The sequence below is a fragment of the Streptomyces sp. NBC_00386 genome, from assembly GCF_036063235.1.
Classification (GTDB): Bacteria; Actinomycetota; Actinomycetes; order Streptomycetales; family Streptomycetaceae; genus Streptomyces.
The window spans coordinates 2,313,642-2,330,096 of sequence record NZ_CP107950.1 but is presented as its reverse complement, the minus strand read 5'-3'; the positions used below and the strand labels follow the sequence as shown (position 1 = coordinate 2,330,096).

At 72.3% G+C, this 16,455-nt stretch carries 11 protein-coding genes; 5 read left to right on the top strand and 6 right to left on the bottom strand.

The features are described from left to right. Positions 1-9: 9 nt before the first annotated feature. Positions 10-1,422, bottom strand: a complete 1,413-nt coding sequence (locus OG780_RS10110) for a helix-turn-helix domain-containing protein (protein ID WP_328446806.1) — start codon at positions 1,420-1,422, stop codon at positions 10-12. A 142-nt stretch (positions 1,423-1,564) separates the two neighbouring features. Beyond that, positions 1,565-4,576, bottom strand: a complete 3,012-nt coding sequence (locus OG780_RS10105; protein ID WP_328446804.1) for an alpha-mannosidase — start codon at positions 4,574-4,576, stop codon at positions 1,565-1,567. Between the two features lie 269 nt (positions 4,577-4,845). On the opposite strand from OG780_RS10105, the gene OG780_RS10100 reads away from it, so the two are divergent. Then, positions 4,846-5,244 carry an ATP-binding protein gene (locus OG780_RS10100; RefSeq protein ID WP_328458031.1) on the top strand — a complete coding sequence of 133 codons (399 nt, stop codon included), beginning with the start codon at positions 4,846-4,848 and terminating at the stop codon, positions 5,242-5,244. Positions 5,245-5,317: 73 nt separating this feature from the next. Here the strand turns inward: OG780_RS10100 and OG780_RS10095 are convergent, their stop codons facing one another. Both OG780_RS10095 and OG780_RS10090 read right to left on the bottom strand, forming a co-directional pair. After that, the gene (locus OG780_RS10095) at positions 5,318-6,355 is read right to left on the bottom strand and encodes a DUF2637 domain-containing protein (RefSeq protein ID WP_328446802.1); all 1,038 of its coding nucleotides are present in this window, start codon (positions 6,353-6,355) and stop codon (positions 5,318-5,320) included. Between the two features lie 372 nt (positions 6,356-6,727). Then, positions 6,728-7,639: a (2Fe-2S)-binding protein gene (locus OG780_RS10090; RefSeq protein WP_328446800.1), complete on the bottom strand. Its 912-nt coding sequence runs from the start codon at positions 7,637-7,639 to the stop codon at positions 6,728-6,730. Between the two features lie 443 nt (positions 7,640-8,082). Here OG780_RS10090 and OG780_RS10085 point away from each other — a divergent pair, with 443 nt between their 5' ends. Beyond that, positions 8,083-8,928: a GntR family transcriptional regulator gene (locus OG780_RS10085; RefSeq protein WP_443062309.1), complete on the top strand. Its 846-nt coding sequence runs from the start codon at positions 8,083-8,085 to the stop codon at positions 8,926-8,928. Positions 8,929-9,253: 325 nt separating this feature from the next. Here OG780_RS10085 and OG780_RS10080 read toward each other — a convergent pair whose 3' ends face one another. Then, positions 9,254-10,018: a hypothetical protein gene (locus OG780_RS10080; RefSeq protein ID WP_328446798.1), complete on the bottom strand. Its 765-nt coding sequence runs from the start codon at positions 10,016-10,018 to the stop codon at positions 9,254-9,256. A 151-nt stretch (positions 10,019-10,169) separates the two neighbouring features. Continuing rightward, a complete protein-coding gene (locus OG780_RS10075) occupies positions 10,170-11,843 on the bottom strand; it encodes a PucR family transcriptional regulator (protein ID WP_328446796.1) in 1,674 nt (557 codons plus the stop codon). Between the two features lie 461 nt (positions 11,844-12,304). Here OG780_RS10075 and OG780_RS10070 point away from each other — a divergent pair, with 461 nt between their 5' ends. From OG780_RS10070 to OG780_RS10060, 3 genes are read left to right on the top strand one after another with little or no spacing between them, the layout of a single operon-like run. Further along, the gene (locus tag OG780_RS10070) at positions 12,305-13,195 is read left to right on the top strand and encodes an FAD binding domain-containing protein (protein WP_328446793.1); all 891 of its coding nucleotides are present in this window, start codon (positions 12,305-12,307) and stop codon (positions 13,193-13,195) included. Continuing rightward, positions 13,195-13,797, top strand: a complete 603-nt coding sequence (locus OG780_RS10065; protein WP_328446791.1) for a (2Fe-2S)-binding protein — start codon at positions 13,195-13,197, stop codon at positions 13,795-13,797. Before OG780_RS10070 ends, OG780_RS10065 begins: the two co-directional genes overlap by 1 nt. A gap of 2 nt (positions 13,798-13,799) precedes the next feature. Beyond that, the gene (locus OG780_RS10060) at positions 13,800-16,187 is read left to right on the top strand and encodes a xanthine dehydrogenase family protein molybdopterin-binding subunit (protein WP_328446788.1); all 2,388 of its coding nucleotides are present in this window, start codon (positions 13,800-13,802) and stop codon (positions 16,185-16,187) included. Positions 16,188-16,455 lie beyond the last annotated feature (268 nt).

Sequence of the window (16,455 nt, the reverse complement as noted above, 5' to 3'; positions counted from 1 at the left end):
AGGTCTCGTTCAGCCGGTGGTGGTCAGGGTCCAGCCGTTCGCCCGGTACCAGTAATGCGGCAGGCCCTTGATGCCGCTGGTGCGGAACGGGACACCTTGGTCGTCGATCCGGACCGTACCGGTGCGACCCCGCGAGGACCAGTCGAGCTCCAGATACCAGCGGCAGTCGCAGGACTCGGTCAGGGCGTCGACCATCAGCACCTGGGGGTCCTTCACGGACACCCGGAAGGGCATGCTCAGAGTCCGGGAGCCCGTTCCGTCGTCATCGCTCGCGATCGGGCGGGCGATGGGCCGGTCCATGTCCAGATCGACGGCGAACGAGCCGACGCCCATACTGCCGCCGCACCCCCCGCCCGTGGCGTAGGCCGTGCCCTTCAGCGGGGCCGAGCGTCCGACGACGCGCACCCGCAGTGCCTCCAGGACCACGGCCGCGTCGGACCGCCCCTGCACGGTGAGGTCCACGATCGTTTCTTCGCCGTGCACCGCGTTCTGCGTCTGCGCCCACGGGGAGGCGTCCTGCGGGGCCGGGGGCGGTGGCACCTGTTCGGGCGACTTGTCGATGACGTAGGTGTGACCGCAACCAACCGCCCAGCGGTGGGAGTTCACGGTCCAGGTGAGCGGGGGCCCGGCGGAGACGCCGGTGGGGGAGGGGCTCGTGGACGGGCTCGGTGAGGTGCCGCGACTGCCGGACGCGCTCGGGGCCGTGGAGCCGGACGGCCGGCCGTGCGTGGCCGAGGGGGACGCGGACGGTGTCGCGGAGCCGCGCCGCTCGCCTGCCGCCTTCGCGGTGGGCGCGCCGGACACCTGGTCGCCGGCGTCCGTCGCGGCGTGCCCGGAAGGCAGGGCGGACAGACTGCCCAGGGTGGCGAACAGCGCCGTCACCACCGCCGCGGCGACCGCGACGCGGCGCCTGTACCAGGGCCTTCGCGGCGCTCCGGCGGGCTCGGGTCCCGTCTCCGTGGTCGTCCGGGCGGCCTCGGTGGTGACCGGCGAGGAGCCGGGCGACACCGTTTCCGGCACGGGAAGCGACGGATTCACGGACGGTGACATCGAAGCCGACGGGCTAGACGAAGCCGACGGGCTCGACGACGCCGACTCCGCGGCGGACGGAGTGGACGGAGCGGGTGGGGCGGGTGGGGCGGACTCGACCCCCGGAGTTGTCCGGGACCGTTGCCGGGCCGCCACCGCGAGAACCCACAGCCGGTGGAGTTCGACCCGCTGGGCCGGAGCCGCCCCGCACAGCGCGGCGAACCGCTCCATGGGTGCGAACCCCTGCGGCACCGCTTCCCCCGCGCAGTACCGGTGCAGTGTCGAGGCGTTCATGTTCAGGTGACGGGCCAGCGCGGCGTAGCTGCGGTCGGAGCGGGCCTTCAACTGCCGCAGCATCGCCGCGAATTCCTCGACATCGTCCCGGGATGACACCGTTTCCTCCGCTTCTCGACCCAGGACGGCATCCCAGGCACTCCCCATGATGAGAGGTCAGAAGGCCTGGGATGGTTCCCACTTCACTGGGTCGTCCTGCCCTGCCCTGCCCTGCCCTGTGCCGTGGCACGAGCGGGTGGGTCTAGCGGGCGGGCCGCAGTCGCAGGGTGAGGATCTGGAACGGCCGCAGCTCGATCTCCGGCGGGGCCTCGCGCAGCGGGCGTTCCAGCAGGTCGGTCACCTCGGCCCGGGAGACCGGGAAACCGGCGGTCACCTTCGCACGGGCCCGTCCGCCCCGTGACTCGTACAGCCGCACCACCACGTCGCCGCTGCGGTCCTCCGCGAGCTTGACCGACTCGACGGTGACGGCCGGGCCGGCGACGCTCACCAGCGGTTCGGGCGCCGGCACCGCGGCCCGGCGCAGCGGCAGATTGAGCGCGAGTCCTTCCGCCACGGCGTCCCCGACGCCGACCCCCGGCAGCAGCGCGTACGTGAACCGGTGCGTGCCGAGATCGGTCCGGGGGTCCGGGCTGTGCGGAGCGCGCAGCAGGGTCAGCCGTACGGTGGTGCCGAGGCCCTCGGCATGCGGGGTACGGGTCACGTCGTGGCCGTACGTCGAGTCGTTGAGCACCGCGACGCCGTACGACTCCTCCGCGACCCGCAGCCAGCGGTGGGCGCAGATCTCGAAACGGGCCGCGTCCCAGCCGGTGTTGGCGTGGGTGGGACGGTGGACGTGCCCGAACTGGATCTCGGCGGCGGACCGTTCGGCCTGGACGTCGAGCGGGAAAGCGGCCTTGAGAACCTTCTCCGACTCCTGCCAGTCGACGTCGGTCACGATGTCCAGCCGGCGGCTCGCGGCCGCCAGCCGGATCTCCTGGGTGATCCGGGAGGAGCCGAAGACCCGGGTGACGCGCACGGCCGCCCGCAGCGGCCCGCTCTCCACCAGCTCCACCGACTCGGCGGACGTCAGGTCCGTGCGGGTGCGCCGGTAGTGCCGGTCGATGTCCCAGGCGTCCCAGGCGTTGGGATGGTCGGGGTGGAGCTGGAGCAGATTGCCGGGACCGCACAGCACCTCCCGGCCGTGTACGAGGTCCCGTACGGAGGTCAGCAGTCCGTCGGCGTCGATCCGTACCCGCAGCCGGTCGTTCTCCAGCACGATGACGGCGTCGTCGCGTTCGGCCCGGACGGTGGGTCCCGGCCCGGTGGACACGGCGGCGCCGCCCAGCCCCGGCACCGTGACCAGCGCGTCCCCGACCACCTCGGTCCGCTCGTAGGGCGAGGCGTTCAGTACCGCCGGCGAGCCGGACCCCAGCGCCCGTACCGCCTCCGCGGTGATCTCCTCCAGCTCCGCGAGCACCCGCGCGTACGTCTCGCGTGCCTCCCGGTGCACCCAGGCGATCGATGAGCCGGGCAGGATGTCGTGGAACTGGTGCAGCAGCACGGTCTTCCAGAGCCGGTCCAGGGCGTCGTACGGGTAGGTGTACGACGGATCGCGCACGGCGGCCGTCGCGCACCACAACTCAGCTTCACGCAGGGCGTGTTCGGAACGGCGGTTGCCCTGCTTGGTCTTGGCCTGCGTGGTGTAGGTGGCCCGGTGCAGTTCCAGGTACAGCTCGCCGGACCACACCGGCGCGTGGGCCCCGTACTCTTCCTCGGCGGCGGCGAAGAACGCCTCCGGTTTCTCGATCCGGACCGTGGGCGAGCCCTCCAGGGACCGCAACCGGCGTGCCTTCTCCAGCATTTCGCGGGTCGGGCCGCCCCCGCCGTCGCCCCAGCCGAACGGGACGAGTGAGCGGGTCGCGAGGCCCTTCTCCGCGAAGTTGCGTTCCGCGTGGGCGAGTTCACTGCCGTGGAACTGGGAGTTGTAGGTGTCCACAGGCGGGAAGTGGGTGAAGACCCGGGTGCCGTCGATGCCCTCCCACCAGAAGGTGTGGTGGGGCATCTTGTTGGTCTGGTTCCAGCTCAGCTTCTGGGTGAGGAACCAGCGGACGCCGGCGAGCTTCGCCAGTTGCGGGAAGGCGGCCGTGTAGCCGAAGGAGTCCGGCAGCCAGATCTCCTCGGTCTCGACCCCCAGTTCCTCCCGGAAGAACCGCTTGCCGTGCACGATCTGCCGGGCCAGCGCCTCACCGCCGGGCATGTTGGCGTCGGACTCCACCCACATCGACCCCACGGGAGCCCAATTGCCCTCCTGCACGGCCTTCTTGATGCGCTCCCAGATGTGCGGCTGGTGCTCCTTGACCCAGGCGTACTGCTGGGCCTGGGAGCAGGAGAAGACCAGCTCCGGGTAGTCGAGGGCCAGCGCGGTGACGTTGGCGAAGGTCCGGGAGGCCTTGCGGACCGTCTCGCGCAGCGGCCACAGCCACGCCGAGTCGATGTGTGCGTGTCCGGTCGCCGAGACACGGTGCGCGCTGGCGGACGCGGGCCGCGACAGCACCTCCGTCAGCTCGGCCCGTGCCGCCGCGGCCGTGCCGGACACGTCGTGCAGATCGAGGGCGTCGAGCATGTTCTCCAGGGCGCGCAGGATCTCGTGCCGTCGCGGCCGCTGCGGATCCAGCTCGTACATCAGCTCCGAGAGGACCTCGGTGTCGAGGACCAGATGCCACACGTCCTCGTCCAGTACGGCGAGGTCGGCAGCCGCGAATCGGTAGATCGGCCCATCCCCGGCGGTCAGCACGTCTCCCAGGGGGGTGGGCTCGAAGCCGTGCAGGACGGCGGGGTTCGCCGCCGCCTCCAGCAGCAGGCGCACCGCCTCGCCTCCCCTCGCCGGTGCCCCGACCGTCAGGTGGCGGTTGCGCGGGTGGATGCCCTTGAGGGGGACGCCGGCGGTGTCGTACAGCAGCCCCTCCGCCTGGAAACCGGGCCCGTCCCCGGTGAACCCGGGGTCGATCACCACCTCCACGAGGCGGCCCGCCCATTCCTCGGGCACCCGGCCCTCGATGCGGAACCAGCTCGTCGACCAGGGCTTTCCCCAGGCCGTGCCGGTCGTGAAGGGCTCGTAGGAGGCCTGGAGCGCCTGCCCGACGGGCACCGGCTCGCCCGGCGCGTGCCACGCGGACAGCGTGAGCGGCACCCGGTCCCCGTACTGCGCGGGGCGCAGGAACTGCCGCAGCGCGCGCTCCAGACGGGCCTCCACCAGCGAACGGTCGTCGTGCACGGCGGCTCCTCGGTGCTCGGACGGCTCTGTCGACCCCTTCACTTCCCCGCGCGCGGCTCGCGCACCCGCGCCCGTACGGGGGCTGGTTCATGATTCGACATGACTGTCACGTTCTCGATGAGGGCATGGATCCCGTGAACGTGTTCGAGCAGAGGGGAACCGACATCGGCACGCAGGCGGGGGTCATGAAGCGGCAGGCACCAGGAGGTGGTCCCATGACCAAGGGGGCCTACTCCACCGATCCAGTGGAGGAAGCATCCGACGGGGCGATGGACGAACCGGACGGCGCGCAGTTCCGGCGCCGGCTGGGCAAGGCGGATCTGCGGGCGGTGCCCGAGGCGCGCAAGGCGCTGAGGGAGCACTTACGGCACTGGGGGAAGCCGGGCAGGGCCGAGACGGCTGAGCTCCTGACCAGTGAGCTCGTCACCAACGCACTGATCCACACGGACGACGACGCCGTCCTGACCGCGACGATCGGACCGCGCGGACTGCGCGTGGAGGTCCGGGACTTCGTGGGACGCAGGCCCCGACTGTGCGTACCGAACGCCGACGACGGTACGCACGGCAGAGGTCTCGTCCTGGTCCAGTCCCTGGCGGACGCGTGGGGCGTACGGTCGCACGGGGTGGGCAAGGCGGTGTGGTTCGAACTGAACGGCGACGCGGTGTAGGAACACCGCGTCGCCGTTGTCGTGTCCGGGCCTGTCCGGAGCGCCGGACAGGCTGCCCGGGCCCTCGTCCGGCTCAGCCGAACTGCTGTTCAAGGTCCTTGAGCTTGCGCTCCAGGGAGTCGAGCCGGGGCAGGGCCATCGTGTCGTCCTCCGTGGTGAGGTCGACGGTGATCGGTTCAGCGCTCTTGCGGACGGGGGTGAGGGAGGGCCGCGATCGTACGGGCAGCTGCTCCGCGGTGGATATGGCGGGCTCCGTGGAGGTCCCGGCGGGCGCCCGCTCCACGGTGGTCTCCAGTTCCCGGGCGGCGCCGCGGCCGGGGAAGCCGCGGTGACCACGGCTGAGCGCCTTGAGGTGCGCTCGCTCGACCCGCTCCTCGTTGCGGCGGCGCAGTCGGTTCTGCTCCTTCTGGCGCCGGTCCTCGCGCACCTCGTCGACGGCCTCGTCCAGGGACCGGACGTTCTCCAGGAGCATCAGCGACCACGCGCTGTACGTCTCACGGGGAGCACGCAGCCAGCGGACCATACGGATCTGCGGCAGTGGACGCGGCACCAGGCCCTGCTCGCGCAGGGCGGCCCGACGGGTCTGCTTCAGGGCCCGGTCGAACAGGACGGCGGCCGACAGGGACATCCCCGCGAAGAACTGCGGAGCGCCGGCGTGGTCCACGCCCCGGGGCGCGTGCACCCAGTTGAACCAGGCCGCGGCACCGGCGAAGGTCCACACGAGTATGCGGGAGCCGAGCGCCGCGTCACCGTGGCTGGCCTCGCGCACCGCGAGGACGGAACAGAACATCGCCGCCCCGTCCAGGCCGAACGGGACGAGGTACTCCCAGCCGTCCGAGAGGCCGAGGTTCTGCTCGCCGAAGCCGACCAGGCCGTGGAAGGAGAGTGCCGCCGCGACCGCGGCACAGCAGAACAGCAGGACATAGGAGGCCGTGCCGTAGACGGCCTCCTTACGCCTGCGGCGCTCCTCGGTCCGCTCCCAGGAGTCGTCGCTGCTCGCGCCGTCCCCGGACCGCTTGCCGCGTGCGAGCACCGCCACCGCCGCCAGCAGGCCCAGGAGCAGAACGGCGCCTGGAAGCAGCCAGTTCAGCGATATGTCGGTCAGTCTCATCGGGGGTCCCTTGCATTGGGATAGGGCGTAACGCCCGCCATAGTGGCCCAATCACATCGGCCCTCAGGGGGTTTCGGGGCAAGAGGCCGCCAAGGAAGTGCAAGAAGGTACGCAGGGCGACTTTCTGCTCGAACTGCCGCGCGAGGGACGGGAGTTGAGTACGAATAAGACTACCCATACGGATGGTTCCGCGGAAAGTTCCCGGGGCAAGTGAGGAATGTGTGAAGTACCTGTGATCCGCGGCCGGGCGTCGTCCGCCGTCAAGGCTCAGGTGCTCAGGTGCTCAGGTGCTCAGGTGATCCGGGGGTGCGGGGGTGTGAGACCGGTTCTGGTCGCGGGGCGGCGTACGGTCGCGCTCTCGCCCCGGTCGTCTCAACTCGCGTCGGCGGTGGTCAGCTTGGCGACGCGGGCCGTGTCGCAGGTGCGCGGACAGGTGCCGCAGGTGTCCTCGGGGCGCACGGTGTAGAAGAGGCAGCAGCTCACCCGGTCGCGGGTGGGCAGGGGCTCCCCGCCGGGACCCGTCAGTTCGCGGAAGGCCGCCGAGCCGACGTACGGCCGGGTCGAGTCCGGCAGCAGCAGCTCCAGCTCGCGCATCGCGCGCCGCTCCTCGCCGAGCAGACCGGCGACGTACCAGAGGCCCTCGACGATCTCGTCCGTGGCCATGCCCCACAGCGCCCGGCCGCGCCGTCGCATGCGCGGCCCGAATCCGCCGAGTACTGGCTCCAGGTGCTCGGCCACCGCGGCGCGCACCTCCGCGCGCAGCGCCTCCTCGTCCGGCACGACCCGGGCACCCGGCAGGGCGGCGGCCGGGTCGTCCGGCAGACAGGCGAACGTGGTGATCCGGACGGCCATCCGGCCTTGCTCGCGCTGGAATGTGACGTCCTCCACAGGCAGGCGGGGCACCCGGCGCCGGAGGAACCACGGAACGGTGATCAGCAGGCAGGCCGGCCAGGCGTAGCGGTGCAGTCCGAAACCGGCCACCACGTCGGGCCGTGCCCGCGTGCCGTGGTCCCGGAGCACCTGGGCCTCGTCCCAGGCGAGAAACGCGTCGAGGTCCGGCCCGCCCTCGGCGAGCCGGGCGGCGACGGCCCAACCCGGGCCCCGCGGGGCCGCTTCACCCGCTTCCAGCTCGGTGACGCCCAGGCCGGGGAAGGCCTCGCTCAGCCGTGCGTAGGCGTCGGTGAAGGGCGACACGGCGGCGGCCGGTGTGCCAGGACCGGCCGGAACGGTCGTGGCCGCCGGGGCGGTCGTGGCGGCGTCGGCCGACAGCGTGGGAGTGGACATGCGAAACCATCGCTTCACGATCGTTAGCAGGTAAGCCTTACCTTACCCTGCCGGTCGGGTGTTTGAACTGGGGCCGTGTGCGCCTATCGTGCTTGACGGGCCAGTAACAATCGACGCCTTGACCCCAGTACCGACGACCCGGAGGAGGAACCGTGGAGCAGACCGGTCCGCGCGGTGCGCACGGCTCCACCGGGGCGTGGGTCCCGGACATCCACGGGGGTGCCTTCCGGCTCCCGCAGCAGCCGGGGTCCGCGGACGCGGGACGGGTCAGGGGAGTGCCCGCGGGCGTCGTGGGCGACGGCCCCGGTGCCGGGCCGGCCGGCGCTCACCCCGTGGTCCTGGCCTCGGCCCGCGGTGAGCACACGCACAGCGAGACCCCGATCCCGCACCCGCGCACCGAGGACACCCGCGCAGCCGTACGTACGGACGACAGCCGTCCCGCCGTGAACCCCGGGAACGTCAGGCCCGCACCCGCCGACGAGACGCGCCCCGCCGGACGGCCGGAGAACACCGGTCCCGCGGACCGGGCCCGGCCGGGAGCGGATGCCGGAGGCGCGCGGCCCGCGCACACCGAGGAGACCCGTCCGGCCGTACGCGAGCCGAACGCCCGCCCCACGCACGCCGAGGAGGCCCGCCCCGCTGTCCGTTCGGAGGCCGCCCGCCCCGTCGTGCAGCGCGCCTCCGTCCGGGGGCAGATCGTCGACGCCCTGCGTACCGCGCTCGTCGCGGGTGAACTCGCTCCCGGCGAGGTGTACTCGGCGCCCGCGCTCGGCGAGCGCTTCGGGGTGTCGGCGACACCCGTCCGGGAGGCCATGCAGCAACTCGCCCTCGAAGGCGCCGTCGAGGTCGTCCCCAACCGGGGCTTCCGCGTCATCGAGCGCGGCACCCGGGAACTGGCCGAACTCGCCGAGATCCGGGGCCTGATCGAGGTCCCGGTGATGCTCCGGCTCGCGCGTACCGTGCCCGCCGCCCGCTGGGCCGAGCTGCGCCCGCTCGCCGAGGCCACCGTGCGGGCCGCCTCCTCGGGCTGCCGTGCGACCTACGCGGAGTCCGACCGGTCCTTCCACCGTGCGGTCCTCGCCCTCGCGGGCAACGCGCAGTTGGTGCGCATCGCCGACGATCTGCACCGCCGTGCCCAGTGGCCGCTCGTCGGCGGTCCCGTCTCCCGGGGCCGCGCCGACCTGGTGGCCGACGCGGCCGAACACACCGCGCTGCTGGAGGCGTTGATCGCCGAGGACCTGGCGGTCGTCCAGGCGCTGGTACGGGAGCACTTCACCGGCGCGTCCTGACCGGCCGCGGCACCTTGCCGACCCGGCGCCGCGACCCGCAGCAGGGCCGCGAGCACGGCACCTCGCCGGCCCCGGCGCGTACTGACCGGCCGAGGGCGCGGCACCCCGCCGTCGCCGCTTCCGCCGCCTCCGGCGCTTTCGCCGACGCCGTCCGTCGCTTCGCCCGCCGGCTCCGTTTCGGCTTCAGTGGCCCGAGCGCACCGGGCCCGGAGCCCGGGCCCCGGGTGCGCGTCCCGTCGGGTGCCGTCACGTCGAAGGGGCGCCCGCCCGGAGTCCGGCGGGCGCCCCTTCGGACGGGGTCACTTGCTCAGGTGGGTCCCGACGGTCAGGCCGTGGCGGCGGGCGGCTCCGGGGCCAACTGGTCCGCCAGCCACAGGGGGACGCCCCCGAGCAGCCGGAACAGCCGTCCCGCCTCCGCCCGCAGCCGCGAGGCCTCCGGCTCGGCCTCGGTGTCGGCGAGCGCCGCCAGCGCCGGCGCCGTACCGACCAGGTACCCCAGCTCCTCCCGGATCCGCAGGGATTCGGCGAAGCCGTGCCGGGCCTCCGCCAACTCCCCTTCGCGCAAGGCGAGTCCGGCGAGATGCCGCCAGGTGAAGGACAGCAGCAGCGCGTCGTTCTGGGCGGTCGCGCCCGCGTGCGCCCGCCGGTACGCGGCGCGGGCCGCCTGCGGCGCGTGCGCGAGGTTCTCGGCGAGCAGTCCGCGCCGGAAGTCCAGCAGCGCCCGGCCCGGCGCACCCGGCGCGAGCAGCGCCGCGGCCCGGCCGAGCGCCGCACGCGCCTCGTCGGCCCGGTCGCGCACGCCCAGCAGGGTGGCCGCGTAGGCGAGTTGGCCCCGCTCGCAGGCGGCCATGCCCCGCTCGTCGTCGCTCTGTGCCAGGGCCTCGGCCGTGCGCAGCGCGTCCTCTGCCTCGGCCCAGCCCTGCTCGGTGTAGAGACAGCGCTCGACCAGGAGCGACGCTCTCTGGAGCGCCGGTCCCGCCGCGCGCGGCTGGATCAGCGCGGCCGCGTCGGCCCAGCAGGCGCGCGAGCGCAGCCGCCATACCGCGGTCTGGAGTGGATCGTCCCCTGCAGTGGTTCCGGTACCAGACATGGCGGTATGCGCCACGTTGCCCTCCCCGAGCACGCCATTGAGCTGTTGAGTGGTGGCATCTCAGCACGGATCACCGGGCCCGGCCAAGAGGGTAGGTGAAGGATTTCACAAAGTCGTCGATCCCGTGCCGGGTCGCCCGGGGCTCCTGGGGTCAGCTCATCCGCAGTGCCAGGAAGAAGTCCAACTTGTCTTCCAGGCGCGACAGATCACGACTCGTCAACTGCTCGATACGGCCGACGCGGTAGCGCAGCGTGTTGACGTGGAGGTGCAGACGGGCCGCGCAGCGCGTCCAGGAGCCGTCGCAGTCGAGGAACGCCTCCAGGGTCGGGATCAGCTCTGCCCGGTGCCGGCCGTCGTACTCGCGCAGCGGGTCCAGCAGACGGGCGGTGAAGGCGCGGCGCACGTCGTCCGGGACGAACGGCAGCAGCAGGACGTGCGAGGCCAGCTCCTGGTGCCCGGCGGCGCAGACCCGTCCGGGGCGGGCCGCGGCGACCCGGCGGGCGTGCCGTGCCTCCTCCAGGGCGCCGCGCAGCCCCTCGGCCGAGTGCACGGCCGCGCTGACGCCGATGGTGAGCCGGCCGTCGTCGTCCAGACCGGCCGACAACGGCTCCCGTACGGCCGTCAGCAGCGTGTCGGCGTGCAGACCGGGGTCGGAGCCCTCCTCCTCGGAGGAGACCGCCGGAAGGGGCACGAGCGCGACCGCCTCCGCACCCGTATGGGCGACGGCGATCCGGTCGGAGAGCTCGGGCCCCGGCGACAGCGGGTCGACGAGGATCTCCTCCAGCAGCGCCTGGGCGACCGGGCCGCCCTCGACCTCGCCGCCGTCCCACTCGACGCGTGCCACCACGACCTGCCAGTGCGGGGCCGCGCCGAGGCCCGGCAGCAGCACCGGCGCCGCGACCCGCAGCCGGGCCGCGATCTCGGCGGGCGCGGCCCCCGTCTGGACGAGTTCCAGGACTTCCTGCGCGAGCCGTCGGCGCACCGTGCGCGCCGCGTCCCGCCGGTCCCGCTCCACCGCGATGAGCTGGGTGACGCCCTGGAGCAGGTCGAGCCGCTCATCGGGCCAGTCCCCGGCGTCCGCCTCGACGGCGAGCAGCCAGTCGGAGAGCACCGTCTCGCGGACGTCCCGGAGGGCGCCCGGGGCGCGCCCGGCGGAGCGGACCGGGAAGAGCGAGTACATCGCCGGGCCCACCGTCACCCGGTGCGGTCCCCGGCGCCCGCTGCGGACCGCCGTGAGATGCGCCGCGGCCAGCTCGGCGCGGGTCCCCGCGGGCAGCGCGCCGCCCGCGAGCTTCGAGCCCGCGATGGGCCGTCCGGCGGGCGAGAGGACCCAGGCGCGCAGGTCGAGGTCGGTGCCGAGGAGGTCGAGGACCACGTCGGGGCCGCCGCCCGCCGGGCCCGAGGTCATCATCCGCCGGTGCCGCTCGACCACGGCGGCCAGGTCCCCGGCGCGCTCGCCCGAGACCTGGCGCACGACGTGCTCGGTGATCGTGGCGAAGGCGACCGACTCGTTCACGGCGAACAGCGGCAGCCGGTGCCGGGCGCAGGCCACGACCAGGTCGTCGGGGATGTCGCCGAGCTCCGCCTCGCCCGCGGCCAGGGCCGCGACCCCGGCGCTCGCGAGGATGCGGACGAACGGCTCGGAGTCCTCGGCGTCGTGCCGCCAGGCGAGGCCGGTCAGGACCAGTTCGCCGCCCGACAGATAGCGGCTCGGGTCCTTGAGGTCGGTGGTCATCACACCGCGTACGGTGCGGTCCAGCTCGTCCTCGCCGCCGAGCAGCCGCAGGCCCAGCGCGTCCGTGTCCAGCAGTGCGCGCAGCCGCATTCTCGTCGCCGCCGTTCTTTGTCTCGAAATCTACGATGGATCGATGGAGGGCCCGTCGGCCTCCCGGGCTCCGCGGAGCTGTCCGTGGGTTCCGGGAAACCTGCGGTACCGCCCCTGGGCCTTCGGTTCCGGAGGGCCGTGCCCCGTTTCCGTGGGGCGTGTCCCTGTTTCCGGAGGACCGGGCCGTCCGTTTCCGGAGGACCGACCGATTGTTTCCGGAGGACCGGCCGACTGTTTCCGGAGGAAAACGAAGAGGTTGCCGATGGCCTCGGTTCATATGAATCTACAAGATGCGCGCGCTGGCCAGCGAACTCCTTCATGGTTTCGGTGACTGACCCCGGTGCCGGACACCGCTGTGTACTGACCCCACTCCGCTGTTGAGACCTCATGACCGAGCCGAGGACGCCGCACCCGATCTGGCTTGATCACAACACCCACGACACGAATGAAGAGAGCCACTCATGGACTTCCTTCGCCCCGCCAGTTGGGAGGAGGCGCTCGCCGCCAAGGCCGAGCACCCGACCGCTGTGCCGATTGCGGGTGGCACCGATGTGATGGTCGAGATCAACTTCGATCACCGCAGGCCCGAGTACCTCCTCGACCTGAACCGCATCGGCGAGCTGAGCGAGTGGGAGGCCGGCGAGAGCAGCGTGCGCCTGGGCGCCTCCGTTCCGTACACCCGGATCATGGAGAACCTGCGCCGTGAGCTTCCCGGGCTGGCTCTCGCCTCCCACACGGTGGCCTCCCCGCAGATCCGCAACCGCGGCGGCGTCGGCGGCAACCTCGGCACCGCCTCCCCGGCCGGCGACGCCCACCCCGCCCTCCTCGCGGCGGGTGCCGAGGTCGAGGCCCAGTCGGTGCGCGGTTCGCGGCTGATCCCGATCGACGACTTCTACACCGGCGTGAAGCGCAACGCGCTCGCGCCCGACGAGCTGATCCGCGCCGTCCACATCAAGAAGGCGGACGGGCCGCAGCAGTTCTCCAAGGTCGGCACCCGCAACGCCATGGTGATCGCGGTGTGCGCCTTCGGCCTGGCCCTGCACCCCGAGACCCGTACGGTCCGCACCGGCATCGGCTCGGCCGCGCCGACCCCGGTCCGCGCGAAGACCGCCGAGGAGTTCCTGAACGCGGCGCTCGACGAGGGCGGCTTCTGGGACAACGGCAAGATCATCACCCCTTCGGTGGCCAAGCAGTTCGCCGTGCTGTGCTCCGCCGCCTGCAACCCGATCGACGACGTCCGCGGCACGGCGAGCTACCGCCGCCACGCGGTCGGTGTCATGGCCCGTCGCACGCTCACCTGGACCTGGGAGTCCTACCGCGGCACCGCCGCCCGCACGGAGGGAGTCGCGTAATGCGTGTCAACTTCACGGTCAACGGTCGCAGGCAGGAGGCCGACGACGTCTGGGAGGGCGAGAGCCTCCTGTACGTCCTGCGCGAGCGCCTCGGCCTGCCCGGTTCCAAGAACGCCTGCGAGCAGGGCGAGTGCGGCTCCTGCACCGTCCGCCTGGACGGTGTGCCCGTGTGTTCCTGTCTGGTCGCCGCAGGCCAGGTGGAGGGCAGGGAGGTCGTCACCGTCGAGGGGCTGGCCGACTTCGCCAAGCAGCGAGCGGAGCACGCCGGTTGCACGACGGGTGCCGGCGACACGGCCGACGCGACGGGCATTTCGCTCGACGAGGCCCAGAGCTGGGCCGCCGAGGGGCACGACTCGCACACCGGCGAGGGCACCGAACTCTCGCCCGTCCAGCAGGCGTTCATCGACGCCGGAGCCGTCCAGTGCGGCTTCTGCACCCCGGGTCTGCTGGTCGCGGCGGACGAGATGCTGGAGCGCACCCCGAACCCGACCGACGCGGACATCCGCGAGGCACTCTCGGGCAACCTGTGCCGCTGCACCGGCTACGAGAAGATCATGGACGCGGTCCGCCTCGCGGCCGCCCGGCAGTCCGAGGCGGTCTGATCATGGGAACGACCGGAACACCCACGAACATCACGCAGGGCTCCCGGACCAAGGGCGGCATCGGCGAGTCCACGCTCCGCCCGGACGGCACCCTCAAGGTCACCGGCGAGTTCGCGTACTCCTCCGACATGTGGCACGAGGACATGCTGTGGGGCCAGATCCTGCGCTCCACGGTCGCCCACGCCGAGATCGTGTCCATCGACACCTCCGAGGCCATCGCACAGCCCGGCGTGTACGCCGTCATGACGTACGACGACCTGCCCACCGACGTGAAGAACTACGGCCTGGAGATCCAGGACACCCCGGTCCTCGCGCACGGCAAGGTACGCCACCACGGCGAGCCGGTCGCCATCGTCGCCGCCGACCACCCCGAGACCGCGCGCCGCGCCGCCGCCAAGATCAAGGTGGAGTACCGCGAGCTGCCGGTGATCACGGACGAGGCGTCCGCGACCGCGCCCGGCGCGGTCCTCGTCCACGAGGGCCGCGACGACCACCACATCGGCCACGTCCCGCACCCGAACATCGTGCACCGTCAGCCGATCGTCCGCGGCGACGTCGAAGAGGCCGCGAGGAGGGCCGACTTCGTCGTCAGGGGCGAGTACACCTTCGGCATGCAGGACCAGGCCTTCCTCGGCCCCGAGTCCGGCCTCGCCGTGCCCTGTGAGGACGGCGGCGTCGAGCTCTACATCGCCACCCAGTGGCTGCACTCCGACCTGCGCCAGATCGCCCCGGTGCTCGGCCTGCCCGAGGACAAGGTCCGGATGACCCTCTCCGGGGTCGGCGGCGCGTTCGGCGGCCGCGAGGACCTGTCGATGCAGATCCACGCCTGCCTGCTGGCCCTGCGCACCGGCAAGCCCGTCAAGATCGTCTACAACCGTTTCGAGTCCTTCTTCGGACACGTCCACCGCCACCCCGCCAAGCTCACCTACGAGCACGGGGCGACCAAGGACGGCAAGCTCACGCACATCAAGGCACGGATCGTGCTCGACGGCGGCGCGTACGCGTCGGCCTCCCCGGCGGTCGTCGGCAACGCCTCCTCGCTCGGCGTCGGCCCGTACGTGGTCGACGACGTCGACATCGAGGCCATCGCGCTCTACACCAACAACCCGCCCTGCGGAGCCATGCGCGGCTTCGGCGCAGTGCAGGCGTGCTTCGCGTACGAGGCCCAGATGGACAAGCTCGCCGACGAGGTGGGCATGGACCGGGTCGCGTTCCGCCAGCTCAACGCGATGGAACAGGGCTCGCTCCTGCCGACCGGGCAGCGCGTCGACTCACCGGCCCCGGTCGCCGAACTCCTGCGCCGGGTCAAGGCGATGCCGCTGCCGCCGGAGCGGCAGTGGCTCTCCGCGGGCGAGGAGGCCGACGTACGGCAACTGCCCGGCGGCCTGTCCAACACCACGCACGGCGAGAGCGTCGTCCGCGGGATCGGGTACGCCGTCGGCATCAAGAACGTCGGCTTCTCCGAGGGCTTCGACGACTACTCGACCGCCCGGGTCCGCATGGAGGTCGTCGGCGGTGTGCCGGTCGCCACCGTGCACACCGCGATGGCGGAGGTCGGCCAGGGCGGCGTCACCGTCCATGCGCAGATCGCCCGTACGGAACTGGGCGTCGCCCAGGTGACCATCCAGCCGGCCGACACCCGGGTGGGCAGCGCCGGTTCGACGTCCGCCTCGCGTCAGACGTACGTCACCGGTGGCGCCGTCAAGAACTCCTGCGAGCTGGTCCGCGAGAAGGTCCTGGAGATCGGCCGCCGCAAGTTCGGTACGTACCACCCCGCGTGGGGCACGGCCGAACTCCTCCTGGAGGGAGGCAAGGTCGTCACCGACGGCGGCGAGGTCCTCGCCGATCTCGCCGACGTGCTCGAATCGGAGGCCGTCGAGATCGAGGCCGAGTGGCGGCACCGGCCGACCGAGGCCTTCGACCTGCGTACCGGGCAGGGCAACGGCCATGTCCAGTACTCGTTCGCCGCGCACCGCGCCGTCGTCGAGGTGGACACCGAACTCGGGCTGGTCAAGGTCATCGAACTGGCCTGCGCCCAGGACGTCGGCAAGGCGCTCAACCCGCTGTCCGTCATCGGCCAGATCCAGGGTGGTACCACCCAGGGCCTGGGCATCGCGGTCATGGAGGAGATCATCGTCGACCCGAAGACCGCGAAGGTGCGCAACCCCTCCTTCACGGACTACCTGATCCCCACCATCCTCGACACGCCGACCATCCCCGTCGACGTGCTCGAACTCGCCGACGACCACGCCCCGTACGGGCTCCGTGGCATCGGCGAGGCCCCGACCCTGTCGTCCACCCCGGCCGTCCTCGCGGCGATCCGGAACGCGACGGGTCTGGAGCTCGACCGGACGCCGGTACGCCCCGAACACCTCACGGGAACCGCGTAGGCGCCGGACACATCTCTCCGGGCGGCGCCGGGAACGTCACACTTCGCCGCGCCGCCCGGAGCACCCGGTCACCGCACCGCTCGCGGGGACCGGGAGCCGCAGGGAAGCAGCAAGCAACAGACGCGTACAGCAACAGAGTTCCTCCCGTTCCTCTCGTTTCTCACGTTCGTCTCGGGCCGTCCCCCGGGTCGTGCGGCCGAAGCACCTTCCCAAATCCCGCAGCCGCGCACGCGACTGACCAGCCGTCAGGACGGCTGTCCGGGTGCCC